Here is a 21,092-nt window from a genome sequence, read left to right as displayed (position 1 = left end):
CCTAATTTAAATCATCTGTGGCCGGATTGTCGATCAGCTCTCCGTCCTTTGTAAAGCGGGAACCATGGCAGGGGCAATCCCAGGTCCGCTCTTCCGGATTCCATTTTAATGCGCAGCCCATATGGGGACAGCGCTTTTTGGAAATGGTGAGCAGATTCGCCGTGGATTCCGCCAGATTCACCACCAACTGTGGCCTTAAAACCGTTCTCCGGGGACTGAACACCTGCGCATAGGGATTTTCTTTTCCCAAGATCAGATCCGTCAGGATCATCGCCGATACCATGGAGGATGTCATGCCCCATTTATTGAACCCGGTTGTGACGTACAGCCCTTTGGTACTTTTCCCATAAAGGCCGATATAGGGCACCTGGTCCAAGGTCATGCAGTCCTGTGTGGCCCAGCGGTATTTCTCCACCGAGTCCGGATAATATTTTTGGGAAAATGCCTCCAGCTCCTGCCATTTTCCCCCTTTCTTCCCCGTCCTGTGGCTGCCGCCGCCAAGCAGAAGCAGATCCTTGTAATTCCTGAATGAAAGCCCTTTTTCCGCCTCGTCCACATACATGCCGTTCACCTCAGTCGCGTTCAAAAGCCCCAGCACATAGGAACGGTTTTGATATTCTTTCGCAAAATAAGCCCCGTGTTTGTTGAGGATGGGGTAATGGGTGGCTATAATGATGTGGTCTGCTGTGACCGTCCCGCCGTGTATGGAAGCGGTGAGGCCCGCAAACTCCAGTACTTTGGTATGCTCATAAATATTTAAATTTTCCGCAATGGAGGCGATGAATTTTAACGGATGGAACAGGGCCTGGTTTTTGAACCGTACCGCGCCCTCCGTTTGAAAGGGCAGCGGCAGGTCTTTTACATAATCTCCATCAAATCCGATTTCATTTAAGGCATTTAACTCCTGCTCCAGTTTTTGATACCGGTCTGTGGAATACACATAGGAATCTTTATCTTCAAAATCGCAGTCAATATTTTTACAGAGTTCCCGGTATTTTTTCAATGCCGCTTCATTGATATCCAGATACATGCGGGCCTTTTCCACCCCAAATTCCCGGACCAGCTTATGATAGATCAAACCATGCTGGGATGTGATCTTGGCCGTCGTATTCTTCGTGATGCCGCTGCACACCGTATCCGCCTCCACGATGGCATAATCCACACCGGCCTGCTGCAAAAAATATCCGCAGAGAATGCCGGCCATTCCGCCGCCCACAATCAATACATCTGTTTTTAAATCTCCTTTCAGAGGCTGAAATCCCCTGATCCTGCTGCTTTCTGTCCATACGGAATCCATACGATACCTCCATGAGGAAAAATAGTTATAGTAACAAGAAAAAATCCCGCTCCCGGGCATCTCTGCCTGCGGCGGGTCGCTTCAGCGGCATATTTCCTTTCCGCCGTAGTGCGTTCCTGCCCGGAGGGCTTTTTATTTCATAGGATGAACTTTCCTATGAAATAAAAAACAGCTGCAAAAGCTGATTTTTCGCAACACTCCAGACGGAGGGAAAATGGATAAAGATAGGCTTGTAATCAGCTATTTTTATCCATTTTCACATCGGATGCACATCCGATGCTTCTTGACCGGCTTTTTCGGCCTGGAAGATCAGACGTCTGAATTGTTTCCATTTTCTATACATACCAACTTGTTACTTAGTATGGAAAAATTCTATTAAATTATTCTCTGCTCTTTCAGCATCGTTTATATCTGTCTGTTTCTGTTATCGATAATTAAACTTCCTGCCTATCTCTAATTCCTGATATATACCGTTCCATCCATAATGCGTCTGGCTGTTCTCTGAACTGCCACGCTTGGAAGTTTTAATTCTCCGTCCTGTTCGGTCAGTTCCGGGCACATAGTCATAATTCCGCTGGGGTGGCCTATTCTGACGCGGCTCTTATCCCCTGCCGGCCTCAATACCTTTTGCACCACAGAGCCTTCCATGGCTGCCGCAACACTGATGGCGCCGGCTGAGGTGAGCGGACAGGCCTTGTGGCATTTAAACACAGAAATAACCCTGGCACAGATATCCATTTCTCCCTCATCAACCTGCTGCCCTGCTATATCGGTATAGGATTTAGGAGTTGTGACAAAACCGACTTTCGGAACTGCCGGACTGTTATTTGCCGCATCTTCCAGATCCTTTGCGAATCCCATCATACAGCACGCCGTACCCCTGATCTTTTCAAGCAGATCGCAGATCACGGGACTTCCGTTAATTTCCTCCGGCAGTTCCATCCCTGTCATTCCGATATCTTCCGCCTTTACTAAAACCATTGGATTGGATACATCCAGTATGGTGGCCTCCAACCGGCCAAATCCCGGAATATCCAAAACATCGAGGACATTGCCGGTGGGAAGCAGCATGCCTGTTTTCGCTCCCGCAGGATCCATAAATTTCACCAGCAGTTCCGCGGCGGTGCCGTCCACCCCTGCAATCGCGCATTCCCCGTCCTGGGCAAAATTCCTGGTTACCGGGTCGATCGGAACCGTAACCTGTATGTATTTATCCGTATTCCGGTTAAACAGCCGGACCGCAGTAACCGGTTCAACGATATCTACCAGACCGGCTTCCACCGCAAATGGTCCTACTGCCGCGGTCATGTTGCCGCAGTTGGACTTATAATCCACCTGATTCTTTCCCACAATCACCTGGCCCACCAGATATTCCACATCCACATCCGGCATATCGCTTTTCCACACCACCACTATTTTATTATTAGAGGATACGGTTCCGCCCATTCCGTCAATCTGCTTGGGGTCCGGGGACCCCATTACCTGGAGAAAGATGGAATCCCAGGCAGACCGGTCTTCTGGCAGATCTTCTCTTAAAAACATACATCCCTTGCTTGTGCCGCCCCGCATAAATACTGTTTTAAATTTCCTCATTTTGAATCCCTCCATCATATTTTATGTAATTAAATAAACTGGAAAACCAGACTTCCGATCAGTAAAACCATAGCGCCGCCGATTCTGGAACTGATCTGGGCATAGCTCATAAGATTCATTCTCCTGGCTGCCCCAAGAACTGCCAGATCGCCGGCTCCACCCATATTGGCCATACAGAGACCGGCTGTAATCGCGCTTTCCACCGGATAAAATCCAACTAAAATTCCAAACAGGGCGCTTCCGAGCACTGCGCCAAGTACGATTAATACGGTTATCACCAGGTTGCTGATGCTGAGTACACCCAGCATTTCATTGAAATCAATTAAGGTGATTCCACAGCCGACCATCTGGATCCAGATCATTTTTCCGGCGCAGAACTGCTGGCATTTCTGTGCTCCGGCTTTTAGATTTTCAGGAATCAGATTGAACACATTAGCCAGGGCGGAAAATATAATCAGATACGCGAAATTCGGTATGGATACGCCAAATATGGATGGAAGGATTTTCTTGGCTGTCAACTGGGCCAGCACAAAGAATCCGCCGGTTAAGAAAATTGCCGCAGCGATATCATCCATAGTAACCGTCACACTCTTCTTTTCTTCCACATCCACGGATTTTCCTGTCTTTACCAGTTCTCCTTTGCCTGAAAGCTTGGGAATAATTGTACCTACAGTGTTGAGAATTACCGCAAATACAACAGACACGATATTGCCAACAGCCAAGATTGCCAGTGCAAAAGACAGATAGGAAGAAGAATCCTGGCCGGTCACATCCGCATAAACCTGAGCCATGGGAATTGCCCCTGCCCCTGCTCCACCGCCCATGATCGGGAGCACATAGGCCGTGAGAATTTCAAAAGGGTTCTTTCCGAAAAGGAAACCGCCCAAACATCCAAGCAGCGCGGCGCCCACTAAACCGCAGAGAATTGTGGGCAGAAATAAGGTGCTGGATTTGATCAGCAGATTCCGGTTCAGCCCCAAAAGGCTGCCTACCACTAAAAAGGAAATAAACAGGTTCAGAAAACTGTATTCATTCATCCAGCCTTTTGAAATCGCTGCAACGCCTTCCGGCAGCAGCCCCTTATACTGCAGTATTCCACATACCAGAAAGGCCAGGATCGCACCGCCGCCACAGTATTTATTCCAAATCGGAATCCGTTCCCCAAGTTCGCCCAGCAGAATGCCTAATGTAAATAAAACGGCCACCGCACCGATTAATTGGTTCGGTATGATTCCCAGCCAGGCAGATACCAGAATCACCACTGCAAAAAATGCGAAAACCGGAAGCTCAATTCCGTATAGTTTTATATTTTTTAACTGTTCCATTTTCTCTTTCTCCTTCTCCTACAGCGGTCCGATTCCCAGCATGGATGCCGGATTCGTCTTTGTCATCTGGTCAATCTCCTGTTTTGTAATCCCTGCGTCATAAAGATAGTCAATATATTCTTCTATGGTATGAAACCACTCTGGATTCTGCATCTGTCCCCCGTCGGTGGACACGATGATGTGTTCACTGCCGATGGCCCGTACCGCCTCTGCATTATCCGCAAGATTCTTTTTATAATTACCGCCTCCAATGGGCTGCGCATAAACCCGCTCCAGCATCACGCCATAATCTTTTACAATCCTGATCTGATCTTCCAGATTCATCCCCACAATATGAAATTCCGGATGGGTGATCACAATCTTTTTTACGCCTGCATTTCTGGCCCCTTCCGCAATCATAAAACATTCCTCGGGAGAGATATGGCCGGTCGCCAGCACCGCGTCATATTCCTTAATCAGCTCAAATACAGATTTTAACTCTTTTACCGGCCTTCCGTTCTCCGTGCAGGCCACGTAATCCCCTCTTCCTTCTTTTCTGCAATGGTTTTCGGCCGTATTCGTCGGCATCCACACCACTTTTCCGCCCAGCTTTAAAGCGGTTTCCACCGCCCATGGATTGATACCGCCTACAAAACGGTTCAGCGCAATTCCGCCATACATGGTAAATTCCGGCTGCTCCCCATATTTTTCACGCTTTACCAGATTAACCAGGGCCGCCCTGTCCGCAGTCGGCACGTGATGTGATTTTATTACAACAGCCCTGACCCCTCTTCTGACTGCTGCTTCCATGATCTGCAGATCATTTAATTTCCGCTGACGGATATCCGGCGCAGAATGGATATGCATATCTATGATTCCCTCCAAACGGTTCTCGTTCATCTTTTCCTTCTCCTTTATTCCTGAAATTATTTCTGTTCACTTTGTGACCGGTAACCCGGACTGTGTCAGTTCAGACAGATTTTAACTGTTATCCCAAACTCCTCTTTATTTTCATAGCTCAATTATAGCGGTTGCTATTCATTCTGTAAAATGGTATAATTTCATCATAATTCATAACATTTAGGAATGATTAACCTGGCTTGTACAGAGAATGGATGACATTATTATGGAAGAAAAAGACTATGCCCTGCTGCTAGACCTTTATGAGACAAAAAACATCACCAAAACGGCCGGCCGGCTTTACAGCACCCAGCCCGCCTTAACCAAACGGATTCAAAAAATCGAAGAAGAACTGGGATGCCGCCTGTTTTACCGTTCCAAAAAGGGGATTCTCTTCACCCCCGCCGGAGAAGAACTGCTCCCCTACGCCAGACAGATCACCGCTGCTGCAGCCGCCATGCGTGACCAGATCAATCTGACCAAAGGCACCGTTGGCGGTACATTAAACCTGGGATCATCTCTTAACTACTCCCATTACCGGCTTCCTTTCATCTTAAAAGCATATTCTTCGCTGTATCCGGCCGTTCATATCACCATATCCACCGGCCAGAGCAAACAACTCTATCAGATGCTTCAGAATGAATTCATATCCATCGCGATCGCCAGAGGGGAATTCGCATGGAACGAAGGGAAAGTGCTGGTAAGCAGAGAACCCATGTGCATTGTATACAGTAAAAAATTTGAAGGAATGAATTTGAAAGAAATCCCATATATCGGCCGTCAGAATGACGATAATCTGATTGAACAGATCGACCGATGGAGATTGGAACACGGATTATCAGAAATTCCCGTCAAGTTATGGGTGGATAACGTGAACAGCGCCAGGAACATGGTGGTACAGGGTCTGGGCTGGTGCATCCTGCCCCAAATCTGCCTGGATGATTTTGACGGATATGTTGAAAAGCTTTATTTTAAAGACGGGACCCCGCTGGAACGCTCCACCTATATTCTCTACAAAAACAACTACTTTGAACTGCCTCAGGTGCGGCTGTTTATCCAGCAGCTTTTAAAATATGAATCCGACCACGTTTACTGTTAAAAATGGTTTCCGCACAACAGCCACCCAGAAAAAGCCGCACAAAAACGCCTTTGAATCCGGCTTTTAACGTCCGTTTTCAAAGGCGTCTCCATTTCCTGAACACTGTTTCTCCATATATCCAGACACTGCAGATACATTTACCCCATTCCTGCTTTTTACCACCACTTGATTGCGTCTGTTATATAATTCCGGTATTCAATAAATTTAGGGTCTGTAATATTTCTCGGATGAGGCAGGTCGATCTTTAAGGATTCCTTTACCGTAGTCGGTTTATTGCTCAGGATCAGCACCCGTTCTGCCAGATAGACCGCTTCCTCAATATTATGGGTGATGAAGATGACCGTGCTTCCCAGTTCCTTCCACAGGCGGATCACTTCATCTTCCAAATAAAACCGCATTTTAATATCCATCTGCCCATAGGGCTCATCCATCAAAAGCAGGTCCGGCTGCATGACAAATGACCGTCCGATGATGATACGCTGTTCTACGCTGACGGAAAGTTCCTTTGGATACGCGTGTTCCACATCTTTCAGCCCCATGAGATCCATGATTTTATCCACCCGGTTTTTAACTTCCGCTTTATTTACCCTCTTAACCCCAAGGCCGAACTCCAGATTCTCCCGGACGGTCAGCCATGGAAATGCGGACGGTTCCTGGAATACGAAAGAAATGTTGTGGCGTTTCGGGTCCGCCGGTTCGCCGTCTATGTAAATCTCTCCTTCGCTGGGCGTATAAATCTTTGTCAGACAGTTTAAAAAAGTCGTCTTTCCGCAGCCGGTGGGGCCTACAACGCAGAGAAATTCATTCTTTTTAATGTCAAAACTGATATCATTTAAGACCATCAGATCCCCGAATTTTTTAGTCAGATTTTCGACTTTTACCTTTACTTCTCTGTTATCATTTTCCATATCTTAAACCTTTCTCATGTTATAAAGCCAGGTCCGTATTGTCTGATATCTTCTGACGTACGGTCAAAAATTCTTCGCTGACAATATCTCTCGGCTTGGGAAGAAAACTCATGTCATAGACCGCCTTCACCTGGGCAGGACAGGAACTTAAAAGCACAATTCTGTCCCCTAAACTGCATGCTTCTTCAATGTTGTTGGTAACGAAGATGATCGTCTTTTTTTCTTCCCCGCTGATGCGCAGAATTTCATTCTGCATGGAATATCTGGTTTGGGCATCCAGCTGGCCGAAGGGTTCGTCCATGATCAGCACCTGGGGATGGGTGGCATAGGCTCTCGCAATCCCCACCCTCTGCTTCATTCCCCCGGATAACTGGGTTGGATAGGAATTCTCAAAGCCATTCAAACCCACTAAGTCGATATAATGCTGAGAGATTTCATTTCTCTCCTTTTTGTCCACGCCTGCAAATTTTAACCCCAGTTCCACATTCTCCCTGACCGTCTTAAAGGGCATAATCGCAATCTTCTGAAATACCATGCTGATCTGGGGGGTGACGCCATGTATTTCCTCTCCGTCGTAATAAACCGCCCCTGACGTCTGGTCCAGCAGACCGGAGATGATATTTAAAAGCACAGATTTCCCGCACCGCCCCGGCCCCAGAAGAACCAGGAATTCCCCTTCATTGACCTGGAAAGAGACATCCTTAATCGCTTCAAATTTCCCTTTCTCCGTAAAAAATGTCTTCGTGATATTCTTCACTTCCAGCTTACATTTTAAATATTGTTCCATGGGCACACAACCTTTTCTAATTTAGATAAAATCACCGACAACAAAGCTCCGATCGCGGCTATGCTGATCACGGCCACCAAAACAAGAGCCATATCATTGCCCTGCCAGCCCTTGGTGACCAGAGATCCCAGCCCCTCTTTCGCTCCCAGCATTTCAGCGGCCACGACCGTGGTCCAGCCGCAGCTCACAGACGTGCGCACACCGGCAAATATGGATGGCAGTGCGGTGGGGATTACGATATCGATCAGAATCTGCCTCTGGTTCCCGCCAAATATTTTCCCCGCATCCACATTGATCCGGTCCACCAGCTTGATTCCGGCGGAAGTATTGACAATTAAACCGAATATGGTGCCGATAAATACAATAAATATCTTGGAAAACTCTCCGATCCCAAACCACATGATAACCAGGGGAATCCATGCGATGGGAGGAATCGGACGCAAAACTTCCAGCACGCTGCCTAAAAATGCCCTGGCATTCTTATTCCATCCGATCAGCACCCCAAGGCTGGTCCCAATCACCCAGGCAAAAATCAATCCGATGAGCACCCGCCTTAAACTGGCCCATATATGCCCAAACAAGATGGTATTGGCCACCGGTTTCGTAAAAGTCTTTACAAAACGGTGCATCACCTCCACCGGCCCCGGCATCAGTCTGGGATTTAAAAACGCAAATGATATCCATCCCGCCAGCACCAAAAGGATTGCCGCTGCGGGCAGCACCATATAAGCGGTATTCATCCAATTACTCTTTTTATTTTTATCCATATCTGCTTCCCCCGTTAATCACTTACGCCCTTTTGGCCTTTGATGAATTTTTTCTCCGTAAAAGACAGAATGCCGGACAGGACTGCGCCAATCGCACCGATCACCACCATGCCTGCAATTACCAGTTCCGGCCTGGCGATGGTCCTTCCAAACTGAATCATATATCCCAGCCCTGCCGTTGCTGCCAGCATCTCCGCCGCAACAAGGGTTGACCAGGAGTTTCCCAGCGCCACCCGGATTCCGGCAAATACCATCGGCAGGGAGGAGGGGATGCCCACCTTATAAAAAATCTCCGTCTCCGATGCCCCAAAGGTCTTTGCCACATTGATATACGTCCGGCTGGTAAGCTGGATCCCCGTATAAGCATTGATGACACAGGGCACAAATGCTGAGAAAAAGATGATTAACGCCTTGGCTTTCAGACCGATTCCAAACCATACCACCACAAGAGGAATCCACGCAATCGGAGGGATCGGGCGCACCAGTTCAAATATGGGCCTGAAAAATGATTCCGCCAGCCGGTACCACCCCATCACAAGTCCCAGCGGGATTCCAATGACAATGGCCAGCAAAAAACCGGAAAGCGCCACCTGAAGACTGGCCATAATATTGATAAACATAGTATTTCCGTCCGGTTCCTTCTCAGAAAATTTCTGAATGACCGTTTCAAATACCTGGGTCGGCGCGGGCAGCAGTTTGGAATCAGCGGTTCCTGTCACCACGATCATCTGCCACAGGGCAAAAAATGCGAAGATACCCAAAAAGCATAAAAAATAATACTTTATCATTTCATTCATTTGTCTGTTTTGCCAGGCCTGATAGTCTGACCCGGCGGATTTTGGATTCATCGTACTCATATGATCACCTCAAATTATTTCATAGACTGGTATACGTCGGTGATAAGCTTTGCGTCCACATGGTTTTTAAAGCTTTCCTGGTCTTCCTGCCGGTAGCTTCCGGTATCGATGAAGAACTGAAGGGTATCTCTAAGATCCGCTTCCATGCTGGAACAATCCTGGCCCTCTGCCTGGTCCGTTGCCATCTGATAGGCTTCTTCGGCGGTATAATACTGATCGGCTGCCAGAAGGTTTTTACATGTTTCCAGATCCGTCTTGGTTCCTCCCTCTTCTGAGAAATCCAGCATATACTGGGCCGCTTCGTCGGGATTTTCATCGATCCACTGGGCTGCCTTAAAGTAGATTTTCAGGAATTCTTTCATGGATTCATATTTCTTTTCGTCCTTATAACTGTTCTTATTGGCCATAATATTGGTGATCAGCCCGGTTTTCGCCTGCCTGGCATCTGAAATCGGCACAAATTCATCCGGCATCCCAAGAAGGGTGAATGCGCCTGCCGCATTTCCCATCACACAGATGTCCCCTTCACCCGCCAGGAAGGAACTGTAAATTGTGGGGCCGTCCATGGCAACAAAGTTCACATCATCTTTGGACATATCAAATCCTTTTAAAGTCTTAACCAGTGTGTACTGGAGCACCGTTCCCGTACTGCAGAGCGCCTTAACCCCTTTCCAGGACTCTGCGTCTCCATAGATGTCCGGGCTGAGGGTGTTATGACCTTTCCCCGCCGCCACGATGGGGGAATCCTTTCTCGCGAACACATACTGGCCGATATCCGTAGAACTGGCGCTGACGATCAATGCGTCATAGCGGATCGCCCCCGCAAGCACTCCTCCAATTCCGGTCAAACCGATATCCCAGGAATCAGAGGACAGGGATTCCATCTGAACAGGACCGCTGGTAAACATCACATCTTCGATCTCCAGCCCCGCTTCTGTAAACCATCCTTTTTTCTCCGCCACATACACCGGCAGATACTGGGAAGTGCTGCTGATTCCCGAAACCGCCAGGTGATTTAACTCCCCGGATTTCCCCTTTCCTCCTGAACACCCTGCTGCCATAGATACCATAACTGCTGTCCCCAATACTGCTGCGAATAATTGTCTGCACTTCATATGAAACCCTCCCTGGTTTATAATTTATTTTTCCAACATGTTCTCCTGCTGAAAATGCTGGCTGAAATCTGAATAAAAGTTCTTGACAGCCCCTTCCGTCAGGCTGTTTTCGATCATTTCCATAAGGATATCCGGGGTTACGGTCAAAGCTTTTGCGCCGCTCTCCAGCACTTTGGCCACCTGGGCCACATTCTCAAATGCGGCCGCCAAAAGCCCTGTTTTACACTGCTGGGCCGTCAAAAGCTTCTGTATTTCCAGCGCTGTGCCGACTCCGTCATAGCCTTTATTGTTGATCCGGTGAATATAGGGCGCCGCAAAAACCGCCCCTTCGTGAGCAGCCAGCGCCGCCTGGGCCTGATTAAAAATCGCCGTGGCCGTGACTTTCACCCCATTTTCAGACAGAATCCTGATCGCCCTGTAGCCTTCGGTGCATACCGGTATTTTAATATAGGTGTTGCCCCCTGCCACATCGAGGATGTGATAGGCCTCTTTCACCATCACGTCTGATCTGTCCGATATCACCTCTGCATGAAGCTGGGCTTCTTCAGGGATTGCCTCCCTGATCTCTTTTAATATGTCCAGCGGCCTGCCCTCAATTTTAGAAAGCAGGGTAGGATTGGTTGTCACCCCGTCAAAATGATAGAGTGTATAAAGTTGTTTGATGACGGTTATATCCGCCGTATCGATGAGAATTTTCATTTTGTTTCTCCCTGTCATTATCATAGTAACTGCTTAAATTTTCTGTTCCGTCCTCTCAATGATGTCGTCCTGGGTCATCCGGGACAATGCGTTGAAAAATGCGCTGTAGCCTGCCACCCTCACGATCAGATCTTTGTGGTTTTCAGGATGTATCTGTGCATCCAGCAGCGTCTCTTTCGAAACAATATTGAACTGGACATGAAAACCTTTCAGAGTGTCGAAAAATGTGCGGATCATCAGAATCAGCTTTTCCACATTCCGTTCCTCCTCCATGATGGACGGGCTGATTTTCTGGTTCAGCAGGACGCCTCCTGTGATCTCTTTTGTCGGAAGCTTGGATACGGATTTAAAAACAGCCGTAGGCCCTTTTCTGTCCCGGTTGTGTGCCGGAGAACAGCCCTCCGACAGAGGTTCCCCCGCCTTTCGTCCGTCCGGCGTGGCCATGGTGGCCGCTCCATGGGGAACATTGGCCGATATGGAAGAGGTTCCTGCGTAATAGCCTCCGCCAACCGGACCTCTGCCGTACCGGGTGTTGTGGTATTTGGTAATCTCCTGTATGTAATCCTCATAGGCATCCGCAATCAATTGATCCACATAATCGTCGTCATTTCCATATTTATGGCGACAATGTTCCAGAATCTGCCTGATCTCCTGTCCTCTTGGGCTGGAAAAATCCTCCTTCAGGGCATCCCACAATTCTCCCGGGGAAACCAGTTTTCTTGTGAATACCACATCTTTCAGGGCAGCCAGGGAATCCGCTAAATTAGCAATCCCTACCTGGAGCCCGCTGATGAAGTCATACTTGGCTCCGCCTTCTTTCAGCGCTTTTCCCCGTTCCAGACAGTTCTCTGTCAACGCGGAGCACAGCACATCCGGATACCCTTCCTCTAAACAGATATCGGCGCAGTTGTCAATCATGACCGAAACCCGTGTCACTTCCCGGACCGCACATTTCCACGCTTCTAAAACCTGTTCAAAGGAACTCATATCCCTTAAATGGCCCGTTCCCTCAAAAACACGGATTCCTGAATCCGGCTCCACTCCATCATTTAACGCGGCCAGCAGGGTTCTCGGAAAGTTGATAAAACTCATTCCCGTACAACGGTATCCCCATTTTCCCGGTACGGCCACCTCCACGCAGCCCACTGCGGAATAATCGTAAGCGTCAAATTCTTCCACCCCTTTTTCTATAAAGGATGGTATGATGATTTCATCATTATTAAAGGCCGGCATTCCAAATCCCTGCTTCACCACTTCCATGCAGGCTTTCATAAACGCTTCCGGCGCTTTGGCGTGATACCGCACCGTCAGATTTGGCTGCGGAAGCTTTAAAGCTCCCACCCCTTCTAAAATCAGCATGGTGACAGGGTTGACCCCGTCTTCATGAGGCTGCGCTGGCGTCTGGCCCCCGATGGTGATGTTCTGGTACAGCGGCATTCCAGCCCCGGTCTTAGTCATCTCCCAACTGCGGACTTTATTCACTGACAATGTTTTTATGCACAGGTTTTCGATCAGCTCCAGGGCCTCTTCTTCCGTAATGTCTCCATTTTTTAAAGAGCTTTCATAGTATGGGTTCAGATACTGGTCCAAACGTCCGTAAGAATAGGAATGGCCGTTGGATTCGATCTGTAAAATGAGATGGATCATCCATACAAACTGAACTGCCTCATAGAAGGTTCCGGCCGGATGGGCGGGCACCTTTCTGCACACCTTCGCCAGGTTTAACAGCTCCATTTTTCTGGTTTCATCCGCCGCCTGATCCTGCGCCATGGTTTCCGCCAAGTCTGCATACCGGTTTGAAAACCGGATCACAGCATCCGCCACGCCTATGAACGCCTGATAAAAATGATAGCTTTTGATCTTCGTATAATCGGAAGTATCCAGCGCCTCACACATCTTTTCCGCATAATCACGATAATACAGAAGGCCGTTCTTCAATATCTTGTCATAAGCCATGGCCACATGGCCGTCGCCCGATGTAATGCTGCCTTCCGCTTTGATAATTCCCAGATCATAATAGAGCTTTGCCACATCAGGCATCATGGATAAAGCCTTTTGTTTCAAGGTTTTGTTCTCCCAATAAGGGGCAAATTCCCGGATCTGGCTCTTTACATCTTCTGTGATCTCAAACCGGTCCCCATCCCGTTTAGAAAAACTGTCCAGCTCCCCGACCACCCAGTCAATTCCATACTCCGGGAAAACAGGAGCGGCCTTATCCGCGCTCGCCTGGTTTCCCGCCAGCAGGCTGTCTTCACCGATATAGATGGTCATCTTGTCCAGGACATGTTCCAGGCATTTGCCGCGGAGCCTTATGGTGGGCAGATATTCATACTGTTTATAAACTTCTGTCACAAGGGCTCCCCGTTCGGCGCAAATCGATGCCGGAAGATCGATTATCTTCCTTCGTAATCTCTGAATCCTTTCTGTAGGCTTTCTGATATTCATCTCTCATCCTCCAATCTCAACCTGAAATCCTCTGGATTCCAAATAACCGGCATATTTCATTAAATCCTCTTTATGGAGAGGCGGCTCATCCTTCATCAGGTACTGCTTCTGAAGGCGTTCATATTTTTCTTCTCCCATCTGGTGGAAGGGCAGCAGATGAATTTCCCTGATCCCCAACTCCCTTCCAAACAGGGCAAATCCTTCCATGTCCTGCATGGAGGAGTTAAACCCTGGAATGACAGGAATCCTCCCGGCGAGGGGAATACCATAATTTACTGCCGCTTTGATGTTGCCGGAAATGATATTAAGGTCTCCATGGCATGTCTGCCATAATTTCTCTGCGTCATAATGCTTGATATCAATCATTATATAATCCATCTCAGCCATCAATTGTTCAAATGCAGCACCTGATAACGCCGCCGTAGTCTCACAGGCCGTATGGACACCGGATGTTTTCAGGCGCTTTGCCAGCTTTGCCGCAAATTCAGCCTGCATCAGCACTTCTCCGCCGCTCAATGTCACCCCGCCCCCTGATTTTTCAAAAAATGCCTGGTCCTTTAACACTTCATTTGCCGCCTCTTCCAACGTATAAACCCGTCCGCTCAGTTCCAGTGCATCATGAGGGCACGCGGCGGCGCAGCGTCCGCAGGCAGTGCACCGGCCGGGATCCATTTTCCAGAATCCGCCGGATATGGAAACGGCCATTGACGGGCAGTTACGGGCACAAAGGCCGCAGAGCGCGCAGGTTTTTCCATCATGCAGCAGAACTGGCCGCAGCTTTTCCGATTCGGGATTGCAGCACCACGGACACGTTAAGGGGCAGCCGCTAAAGAATACAGCCGTCCTGATCCCCGGCCCGTCATGGAGGCAGAAACGCTGGATATTAAAGATTAACCCTGTCTCCGGGTTCGGCACAAACCGGTTCATTTTCCCTCCTCCCTTCATATTTTTTGTGATTGCCTTATCGGTAATCGTTTTCACGGTAAACGTTTTCCATTTGTATATTATCACATACTTATGTGAAATACAAGGAAAATTTTGTTCAAACTGTAAATTTATTTATCAATTTGTAACAGTTCAGACAGGTCTGAACTGTTACGCATCCAGCCCATTAAAACCGCCTGCGGCGAGGGGCTGGATGCCTGCAGCCGCAATATTTTCGTACGGTCCGCCCAGTAAATGCGCAGACCTATCTGAACTGTTACATCAATTTTTCACATCGGATGGGCATCCGATGCTTCTTGACCGGCCTTTTGGGTCAGGAAAATAAGCGGTCTGGCCTGTTACTATATTTTTCCAGGCATTCTCCATATTACCTCAGCCGGGATTGAAAACAGACCGTTTTTATGTTAAAATTAACCAATCTGCTTTAATGATGCATTTTCCCAGAAAATGCAAAAGAATGTGTCTACTATTATGAAAGGCGGCAGTCAGGTGACGCAAAACAAATAACATGAAAAAAGAAAAAGTAACCATTAAAGACATCGCTAAATACGCGGATGTGTCCATTGCCACGGTCTCCAGATATATCAATAAAACCCGCCAGCTCAATGAAGAAACCGCTGGCAGAATCCAGGCTGCAATCGAGCATTTTAATTATATTCCCAATGACAACGCCAGGGCCCTGCGCTCCAGGAATGAACGGATTATCGGGATCATTTTTTCCGACATTTCCAACAGCTTCTTCGCCAAGATTTTTAAGATCGCAGAAGAAATCCTTTTTGAAAAAAAGATCTTTGTGCTTCTCTGTAATTCCAATGAAAATGGGGATAAAGAACGGGAATACCTGTACCGTCTTCTGCAGAAAAGGGTGGACGCCATCATAATCGCCCCCACCGGGCAGAACCAGGAACTTTTAAAGAGCATAAGCAAAACTACCCCGGTGATCATCTTCGACCGCAATCAGGAAGGCATCTTCGCAGACCAGCTCTATGCCAATGATTATGCGTCCTCTTACCAGTTAGCCAGCTATATTGTGGAACATGGACACAAGCAGATCGCTTACGCCATCGGCGTTCCCAATTCCAGCGCCGCCAAACACCGTTATGAAGGTTTTTTAGAGGCGATGAAAGAACACCGGATTCCGCCCTCCTCTTACCATATCCTCTATGGACAGGACGAAGTGACCTGCAGAAAGGAATATCATGAACTGCTGCTTCAAGACCAGATCACTGCGGTGATCATCACTTCTCCTAAGAAATTGGACTGGTTCCTGATGGAGAGAAACCAGCTTTATCTCCGCGGTTTTCGTTCCAGCATCTCCTTTGCAGGATATGGCACACAGAACGAATTCGATATCAGCGAAATTCCTCTCACCGGGCTGCTTCAGAAGGAAGAAGTCTATGCCACCAAACTGGCCAAGATGATCCTGGACCGTCTGGAAAAGCCCAACGGCAAGATTAAGAATGTAGAGCTGAAACTGACCTTCCGTAAGGGAAACAGCGTTGCTGTCTGCAAAAAAACTGAGCCTTCCATTTGACGGAACGCTCAGTTTTTTATTGTATGTTTATCCTCCGATTCTGACATTCGGAATATAGCTTTTCAGCACCCGGGCAAAGGGCTCCAGCTCCTCTTCCGTTACCGCCTTATAGTCATCGTATTCATAGGCGCGCCCCAGCTGCCTGTATTTAGCCGCACCAAATTGATGAAACGGCAGCAGATGCACCTGCCGAACGCCGTATTCCCTGAGCATAACGCCAAATCCATGGCCGTCTTCATCGGAATCGTTATAATCCGGAATCACAGGGATACGGACAGCCATGGGAATACCCGATTCCGCCGCCATCTTCAAATGCTCTAAGATAATCTTCCGGCTTTTCCCTGTTCCCTCCACATGCTTCTCTTCCTCCCAATGCTTGATGTCCAGATACAGCAGGTCACACCAGTCCAAAAGCTTCTGAAACTCTTCATGCCCTGAAAACCCACAGGTTTCACAGGTAATATGGATTCCTTTTTCATGAAGTGCTCCCGCCAGTTTTTCCGCGAAAACGGCCTGTGACAGCACCTCCCCTCCTGAAAATGTGACTCCTCCGCCTTCCCGGAAAAATACCTGGTCTTTCATAACTTCCTGTACCAACTCTTCCAGGCTCCATCGTTTCCCGGACACTTTTAACGCTCTTCCCGCGCATTCCGGCACGCATCTTTGGCACGTAATACATTTTTCCGGACAGAAGTTCACTGCTTTGCCCCTCTCTCCTTTCACAGCCTGCACCGGACAGACGGATATGCAGTTCCCACACCCAATGCAGTTTGAGGAAATGAACTGAATCTGGGGGACGTGCTGCTGGCTTTCCGGATTTGCACACCACCGGCAGCGCAGCGGACACCCCTTAAAAAACACGGTGGTCCTTATGCCCGGACCATCGTGCAGGCAGAATCTCTGGATTTCTATCAAAACCCCCGTGGAGGCCTCTTGTTCATTTTTCATTTATCTCCCCCGCCTTTTATATGACACATTCGGTCCTGGAAATGATCTCATTTTGCAGATCACGGTCCAGCTCCACGAAATACGCGCTGTACCCGGCCACCCGGATGATCAGGTTTCTGTGCTCCTTCGGGTTCTCCTGCGCGTCCAGAAGCTCCTGGCGGTCCACCACGTTGAACTGTACATGATGAATCCCCAGCCTGACAAATGCTCTCAAAAGCTCCTTAAACCGTTCCAGGTTGCCGGGGCGCTGGAACATGCTCTGCGAGAATTTCATATTCAGCAGAGTACCATTGGCGCAAAGGCGGCTTGGAATTGCGGAAACGGATTTCAGCACAGCCGTGGGCCCTTTTTCATCACAGCCGGCCCTCGGTGAAACACCTCCGTCGGCCAGGGGTTCCCCTGCCCTTCTTCCGTCGCAGGACGCGCCTACATTGGCCCCCATTGGTACATGGGAAGAGACTGTATAAAGTCCCACCGTATAATTCCCATTTCTGGCATTGGTCCTCTTGTCCAGATAGTCTTTGAATTTCCGCACCCATTTTTCCGCCAGACAGTCTGCATGTTCCTCGTCATTGCCATAATGTGGACAGTGGTTCGCCACCCAGCTTCGGAACGCTTCATCCGGCCAATTGGCGCGAAGCTGCTCCATAAACATGCTGCGGTCCAGATTCCCCTCATAGACAAGGTACTTGAGCGCGGCCAGGCTGTCCACCAGATTGGCGACCTGAACCAGCTGGATGCCGGAATGGTTATATCTTGCCCCGCCGGCCGTCACATCCCTGCCGGATTCCATACAGCCTTTTATGACGCCGGATAACAGAGGGGTGGGCAAAATGGCCTGATGAGCCCGGTCCACAGCCAAATGGACGGTCAGCATACGGTCAATAAAGTAATACATCTGTTTTTCCAGCGCCTGTTCAAATGCTTCGTAAGTTCCGTACAGTTCCAGCCCGCCTAGATCCAGCCCCAGTTTCCTGCCCGTCAGCAGACAGCGGCCATGGTTTAAAGTGAGTTCCAGGACTTTAAGCAGGTTGAACATAGCGGCATTGCTCCAAGCCAGGGTATCTCCGCAGCCGCTGAGTTCAACGCAGCCTACCACTCCGTATCCGGCCGCGTCTTCAGGCGACATGCCGCAGCCCTCTAAACTGGGGATAATGCTCTCGTCATTCATAAACTGAGGCATGCCTCCGCCCTGTCCCAGCACCCTGGCACATGCGTCCAGATACCTGTCGCTGGATTCCAGACAGAGCCTGGCCGACAGGTTGGGCTGAGGCAGATGCAGGTCTTCCTGAGCGTCCAGCATTAAGAAAGTCAGCTCATTTTCCAGATGATTGCCATTCATGTCTCTTCCGCCTATGGCCATGTTAAACCCGATGGGAAAACCGGCAAAATACTGGGCCTCCAGATGATTGCACATACATACAATCTGATTGCATTTCAGATAAAAGCACTTCAGCAGTTCCAGCGCCTTCTCCCGGGCCAGCGTTCCCTCTCCCACATCCCTGCGGTAATAGGGAAGCAGATACTGATCCATGCGCCCCAGAGAAAATGACATGGCATTGGATTCCATATGCAGCAGGCACAGCAGAAACCATTCCGACTGCAAAGCCTCATGAAACCCTGCCGCCGGCCGCTCCGCCAGGTTCCTGCATATCTCAGAAACCGTTTTATAATCATCTTGTCCCGTCTCTTCATACAGCCTTTGCGCCAGCAGAGAATAGCGGAGCAAAAACTCCACCGCACCCTCCATCACGATGCGGACGCTCTCATAAAAAATCCGGGCAGATTCCTCTTCTGCCTCTTTTTCCCGGGCTGCCGCCTCCAGCGCAAGTTTTGCCGGCCCTTTTTTAATCCATCCCTCTATATCCGGGATGATATGGCCCTGGGCCCTGCCCTGCTGGTTCACTTTTACCACAGTCTGAATCTGTTCATTGATCTCCCCCACCTGATCCGCGATCCTCTCTTCCAGCGTATGGCCCCGCCAATAGGGAAGAATCTGTTCTCTGTATGCTTTGGCGTCTGCTTCATCCACCAGAAATGCATCCTGCTCTCTGAAAGGCAGTGTATCAAGTTCCTCCTCAATCCATAAAAGGCCGCACCTGGGATAGACAATCCCGCTTCTCACCCCCACACACCGGTTGCCCACGATCAGTTCTCCCGGCAGGATTTCAATTGAAATCTTCCGCAGCGCCTCCCTCAGCTCCCATGCACGGACGACCGGTTCCGGCTTTCCCTGATTGGCTTTATTCGCCTCTGTGATAATCAGCGCCTGTTCACAGCTCAGGCAGCGGGGCTGGTTAACCGTCTGCTTTTTTAATGTTTCCACCCGAATACTTTTCATTGTTGCTCCTTTCTCCATAGTTGGTATAGTTATGTAGGAAAACGTTTTCCCGTTATTGGATGAAATCATTATACCCCCAAGCAATTTGCCTGTCAACATTCAATCGGGCTGAACCGTTGAAATGAACCATTAACAGCAACAGTTCAGACAGGTCTGCGCATTTACTGCGCGGACCGTACGAAAACATTGCGGCTGCAGGCATCCAGCCCCTCGCCGCAGGCGGCTTTAATGGGCTGGATGCGTAACAGTTCAGACCTGTCTGAACTGTTACCATTAACATAATCTGTTAAAAGGCCGGACCATTTAATCAGCTTTTTTTGCGCATATAATGAGCAAATACAATTGACATTTCCCATATTTCTGATTAATCTATTGGTAGGAATGAGGATACGAAGAAAAGAGGATAATCGATGGAAGAAAAAAGAAACAGCAGAATAACAATACGGGAAGTGGCTGACCGGGCAAACGTTTCCATCACCACTGTTTCCCGTTGTCTCAACGGGACGAAACGGGTGAACCCGGATGTGGAGCAGCGGATCCTGGATGCAGTCCGGGAATTAAACTATATCCCCAACGCCAGCGCCCAAAATATCCGCCGGGGCTGCAGCAATCTTCTGGGGGTAGTGGTCCCTGATATTGCAAATCCCTATTTTTCAGGAATCTGCAAAGAGATGGAACGGCTTTTCTTCGATCATGGATATCACCTGATAATCGGAAGTACGGGGGACCACCCGTTAAAAGAACAATCCATGCTGTACAGCCTGCAGAAACACCGGATCGACGGGCTCATCGTCTCCACCAACGGACAGAATGACGATGCCTTGAAGCAGTTAAAAGACCAGGGCCTCCCTCTTGTTCTGTTCGACCGTTTCCAGCCTGGACTGGATGTGGATTACGTCCTGGAAGACAACTACGGCAACGCCCGTCTCTGCATCCGCTACCTTCTGGATCAGGGTCACAAGCGCATCGCTGTTGTAAAGGGATACCCCTCCATCGTTTCGGCCAGGAGGTTTGAGGCCTGTGAAGATGCCGTCAAAGAAGCCGGGCTGGATTTGGATCCCTCTCTCTGCATGGAACCATGCAGTTCCTATGAAGAATACTGTCAGAAATTTTTCTCACTTTTCACAATGCCCGACCGGCCAACCGCAGTCTTTCTCTCCAATCCTGCCCAAATGAAGTATTTCGTCATGGCGGCTAATCAATACGGCATCCGCCTCCCGGAGGATCTCTCCTTTACAGGGTTCGGCATGGAAGATTACAAAAATCTATTTCCCTGTTCCGCCACCTGCATGATCCAGGATTATGAATCCAGCGCCCAGGCCATTGTACGTATAATGCTGGAGCGGCTCAGTGATTCCAAGAACGCTGGTGAGGTTCCGGCAAAAAAAATTCAAGTCCCCTGCTTCTTTCATATTGGGTCTTCTGTTAGGAAGATTTTTTGAATTGGAGTTTAATTGTGAAAGATACGCAGGAAAGCGGGAGGAGGGGGCGGAGGCGGGATTGGATGTTTGGAGGCGGCCCTGGGGAGCGGAATCCTTCGGGGATGAAAACCT

The 21,092-nt window shown here is 48.9% G+C and carries 17 protein-coding genes; 3 read left to right on the top strand and 14 right to left on the bottom strand.

Translation table 11 applies throughout. The annotated features are described in order from the left end of the window. Position 1: 1 nt before the first annotated feature. The 4 genes from GPL15_RS21470 to GPL15_RS21455 all read right to left on the bottom strand — a co-directional run bounded on the left by GPL15_RS21470 (position 2) and on the right by GPL15_RS21455 (position 5,094). Positions 2 to 1,297 carry an FAD-dependent oxidoreductase gene (locus tag GPL15_RS21470; RefSeq protein WP_215700722.1) on the bottom strand — a complete coding sequence of 432 codons (1,296 nt, stop codon included), beginning with the start codon at positions 1,295 to 1,297 and terminating at the stop codon, positions 2 to 4. 453 nt (positions 1,298 to 1,750) lie between these two features. Then, positions 1,751 to 2,890, bottom strand: a complete 1,140-nt coding sequence (locus GPL15_RS21465; RefSeq protein ID WP_215700721.1) for a PrpF domain-containing protein — start codon at positions 2,888 to 2,890, stop codon at positions 1,751 to 1,753. Positions 2,891 to 2,919: 29 nt separating this feature from the next. Continuing rightward, complete coding sequence (locus GPL15_RS21460) at positions 2,920 to 4,215, bottom strand: 2-hydroxycarboxylate transporter family protein (RefSeq protein ID WP_215700720.1); 1,296 nt, start codon at positions 4,213 to 4,215, stop codon at positions 2,920 to 2,922. A gap of 18 nt (positions 4,216 to 4,233) precedes the next feature. After that, on the bottom strand, positions 4,234 to 5,094 hold the full coding sequence (locus GPL15_RS21455) for a DUF6282 family protein (RefSeq protein WP_215700719.1): 861 nt from the start codon (positions 5,092 to 5,094) through the stop codon (positions 4,234 to 4,236). Between the two features lie 226 nt (positions 5,095 to 5,320). On the opposite strand from GPL15_RS21455, the gene GPL15_RS21450 reads away from it, so the two are divergent. After that, positions 5,321 to 6,193 carry a LysR family transcriptional regulator gene (locus tag GPL15_RS21450; protein ID WP_215700718.1) on the top strand — a complete coding sequence of 291 codons (873 nt, stop codon included), beginning with the start codon at positions 5,321 to 5,323 and terminating at the stop codon, positions 6,191 to 6,193. A gap of 155 nt (positions 6,194 to 6,348) precedes the next feature. Here GPL15_RS21450 and GPL15_RS21445 read toward each other — a convergent pair whose 3' ends face one another. The 8 genes from GPL15_RS21445 to GPL15_RS21410 are packed head-to-tail and all read right to left on the bottom strand — an operon-like array spanning position 6,349 to position 14,698. Next, the gene (locus GPL15_RS21445) at positions 6,349 to 7,101 is read right to left on the bottom strand and encodes an ABC transporter ATP-binding protein (protein WP_215700717.1); all 753 of its coding nucleotides are present in this window, start codon (positions 7,099 to 7,101) and stop codon (positions 6,349 to 6,351) included. Between the two features lie 19 nt (positions 7,102 to 7,120). After that, positions 7,121 to 7,888, bottom strand: coding sequence for an ABC transporter ATP-binding protein (locus GPL15_RS21440; protein ID WP_215700716.1), 768 nt, complete (start codon positions 7,886 to 7,888; stop codon positions 7,121 to 7,123). Continuing rightward, complete coding sequence (locus GPL15_RS21435; RefSeq protein WP_215700715.1) at positions 7,873 to 8,655, bottom strand: ABC transporter permease; 783 nt, start codon at positions 8,653 to 8,655, stop codon at positions 7,873 to 7,875. The genes GPL15_RS21440 and GPL15_RS21435 overlap by 16 nt, the downstream gene beginning before the upstream one ends. A gap of 14 nt (positions 8,656 to 8,669) precedes the next feature. Further along, positions 8,670 to 9,512 carry an ABC transporter permease gene (locus GPL15_RS21430; RefSeq protein WP_215700714.1) on the bottom strand — a complete coding sequence of 281 codons (843 nt, stop codon included), beginning with the start codon at positions 9,510 to 9,512 and terminating at the stop codon, positions 8,670 to 8,672. A 14-nt stretch (positions 9,513 to 9,526) separates the two neighbouring features. Beyond that, positions 9,527 to 10,627: an ABC transporter substrate-binding protein gene (locus GPL15_RS21425; RefSeq protein ID WP_215700713.1), complete on the bottom strand. Its 1,101-nt coding sequence runs from the start codon at positions 10,625 to 10,627 to the stop codon at positions 9,527 to 9,529. A 24-nt stretch (positions 10,628 to 10,651) separates the two neighbouring features. Continuing rightward, positions 10,652 to 11,326: a transaldolase family protein gene (locus tag GPL15_RS21420; RefSeq protein ID WP_215700712.1), complete on the bottom strand. Its 675-nt coding sequence runs from the start codon at positions 11,324 to 11,326 to the stop codon at positions 10,652 to 10,654. A gap of 33 nt (positions 11,327 to 11,359) precedes the next feature. After that, entirely contained in the window at positions 11,360 to 13,771 is a 2,412-nt protein-coding gene (locus GPL15_RS21415) for a glycyl radical protein (protein WP_215700711.1), read from the bottom strand. A 3-nt stretch (positions 13,772 to 13,774) separates the two neighbouring features. Further along, on the bottom strand, positions 13,775 to 14,698 hold the full coding sequence (locus GPL15_RS21410; RefSeq protein ID WP_215700710.1) for a glycyl-radical enzyme activating protein: 924 nt from the start codon (positions 14,696 to 14,698) through the stop codon (positions 13,775 to 13,777). Between the two features lie 526 nt (positions 14,699 to 15,224). On the opposite strand from GPL15_RS21410, the gene GPL15_RS21405 reads away from it, so the two are divergent. Next, positions 15,225 to 16,250 carry a LacI family DNA-binding transcriptional regulator gene (locus GPL15_RS21405; protein ID WP_215700709.1) on the top strand — a complete coding sequence of 342 codons (1,026 nt, stop codon included), beginning with the start codon at positions 15,225 to 15,227 and terminating at the stop codon, positions 16,248 to 16,250. A 27-nt stretch (positions 16,251 to 16,277) separates the two neighbouring features. On the opposite strand, the gene GPL15_RS21400 is transcribed toward GPL15_RS21405, so the two are convergent. Together GPL15_RS21400 and GPL15_RS21395 are read right to left on the bottom strand one after the other, a co-directional pair. After that, positions 16,278 to 17,198 carry a glycyl-radical enzyme activating protein gene (locus GPL15_RS21400; RefSeq protein WP_215700708.1) on the bottom strand — a complete coding sequence of 307 codons (921 nt, stop codon included), beginning with the start codon at positions 17,196 to 17,198 and terminating at the stop codon, positions 16,278 to 16,280. A gap of 16 nt (positions 17,199 to 17,214) precedes the next feature. Next, on the bottom strand, positions 17,215 to 19,539 hold the full coding sequence (locus GPL15_RS21395) for a formate C-acetyltransferase/glycerol dehydratase family glycyl radical enzyme (RefSeq protein WP_252198551.1): 2,325 nt from the start codon (positions 19,537 to 19,539) through the stop codon (positions 17,215 to 17,217). 410 nt (positions 19,540 to 19,949) lie between these two features. Here GPL15_RS21395 and GPL15_RS21390 point away from each other — a divergent pair, with 410 nt between their 5' ends. Next, the gene (locus GPL15_RS21390) at positions 19,950 to 20,981 is read left to right on the top strand and encodes a LacI family DNA-binding transcriptional regulator (RefSeq protein ID WP_215700707.1); all 1,032 of its coding nucleotides are present in this window, start codon (positions 19,950 to 19,952) and stop codon (positions 20,979 to 20,981) included. Positions 20,982 to 21,092 lie beyond the last annotated feature (111 nt).

The sequence above is a fragment of the Clostridium sp. MCC353 genome (assembly GCF_018785315.1).
Lineage (GTDB): Bacteria > Bacillota > Clostridia > Lachnospirales > Lachnospiraceae > CHH4-2.
This window is presented reverse-complemented; position numbering and strand designations above follow the sequence as displayed.

Bases quoted from the DNA above. Each gene is read 5' to 3' on its own strand.
- GPL15_RS21400 (WP_215700708.1), bottom strand. From the start codon at position 17,198: ATGAAAAATGAACAAGAGGCCTCCACGGGGGTTTTGATAGAAATCCAG.
- GPL15_RS21470 (WP_215700722.1), bottom strand. From the start codon at position 1,297: ATGGATTCCGTATGGACAGAAAGCAGCAGGATCAGGGGATTTCAGCCT.
- GPL15_RS21450 (WP_215700718.1), top strand. From the start codon at position 5,321: ATGGAAGAAAAAGACTATGCCCTGCTGCTAGACCTTTATGAGACAAAA.
- GPL15_RS21420 (WP_215700712.1), bottom strand. From the start codon at position 11,326: ATGAAAATTCTCATCGATACGGCGGATATAACCGTCATCAAACAACTT.
- GPL15_RS21425 (WP_215700713.1), bottom strand. From the start codon at position 10,627: ATGAAGTGCAGACAATTATTCGCAGCAGTATTGGGGACAGCAGTTATG.
- GPL15_RS21435 (WP_215700715.1), bottom strand. From the start codon at position 8,655: ATGGATAAAAATAAAAAGAGTAATTGGATGAATACCGCTTATATGGTG.
- GPL15_RS21405 (WP_215700709.1), top strand. From the start codon at position 15,225: ATGAAAAAAGAAAAAGTAACCATTAAAGACATCGCTAAATACGCGGAT.
- GPL15_RS21460 (WP_215700720.1), bottom strand. From the start codon at position 4,215: ATGGAACAGTTAAAAAATATAAAACTATACGGAATTGAGCTTCCGGTT.
- GPL15_RS21445 (WP_215700717.1), bottom strand. From the start codon at position 7,101: ATGGAAAATGATAACAGAGAAGTAAAGGTAAAAGTCGAAAATCTGACT.
- GPL15_RS21455 (WP_215700719.1), bottom strand. From the start codon at position 5,094: ATGAACGAGAACCGTTTGGAGGGAATCATAGATATGCATATCCATTCT.
- GPL15_RS21440 (WP_215700716.1), bottom strand. From the start codon at position 7,888: ATGGAACAATATTTAAAATGTAAGCTGGAAGTGAAGAATATCACGAAG.
- GPL15_RS21390 (WP_215700707.1), top strand. From the start codon at position 19,950: ATGGAAGAAAAAAGAAACAGCAGAATAACAATACGGGAAGTGGCTGAC.
- GPL15_RS21430 (WP_215700714.1), bottom strand. From the start codon at position 9,512: ATGAGTACGATGAATCCAAAATCCGCCGGGTCAGACTATCAGGCCTGG.
- GPL15_RS21415 (WP_215700711.1), bottom strand. From the start codon at position 13,771: ATGAATATCAGAAAGCCTACAGAAAGGATTCAGAGATTACGAAGGAAG.
- GPL15_RS21395 (WP_252198551.1), bottom strand. From the start codon at position 19,539: ATGAAAAGTATTCGGGTGGAAACATTAAAAAAGCAGACGGTTAACCAG.
- GPL15_RS21465 (WP_215700721.1), bottom strand. From the start codon at position 2,890: ATGAGGAAATTTAAAACAGTATTTATGCGGGGCGGCACAAGCAAGGGA.
- GPL15_RS21410 (WP_215700710.1), bottom strand. From the start codon at position 14,698: ATGAACCGGTTTGTGCCGAACCCGGAGACAGGGTTAATCTTTAATATC.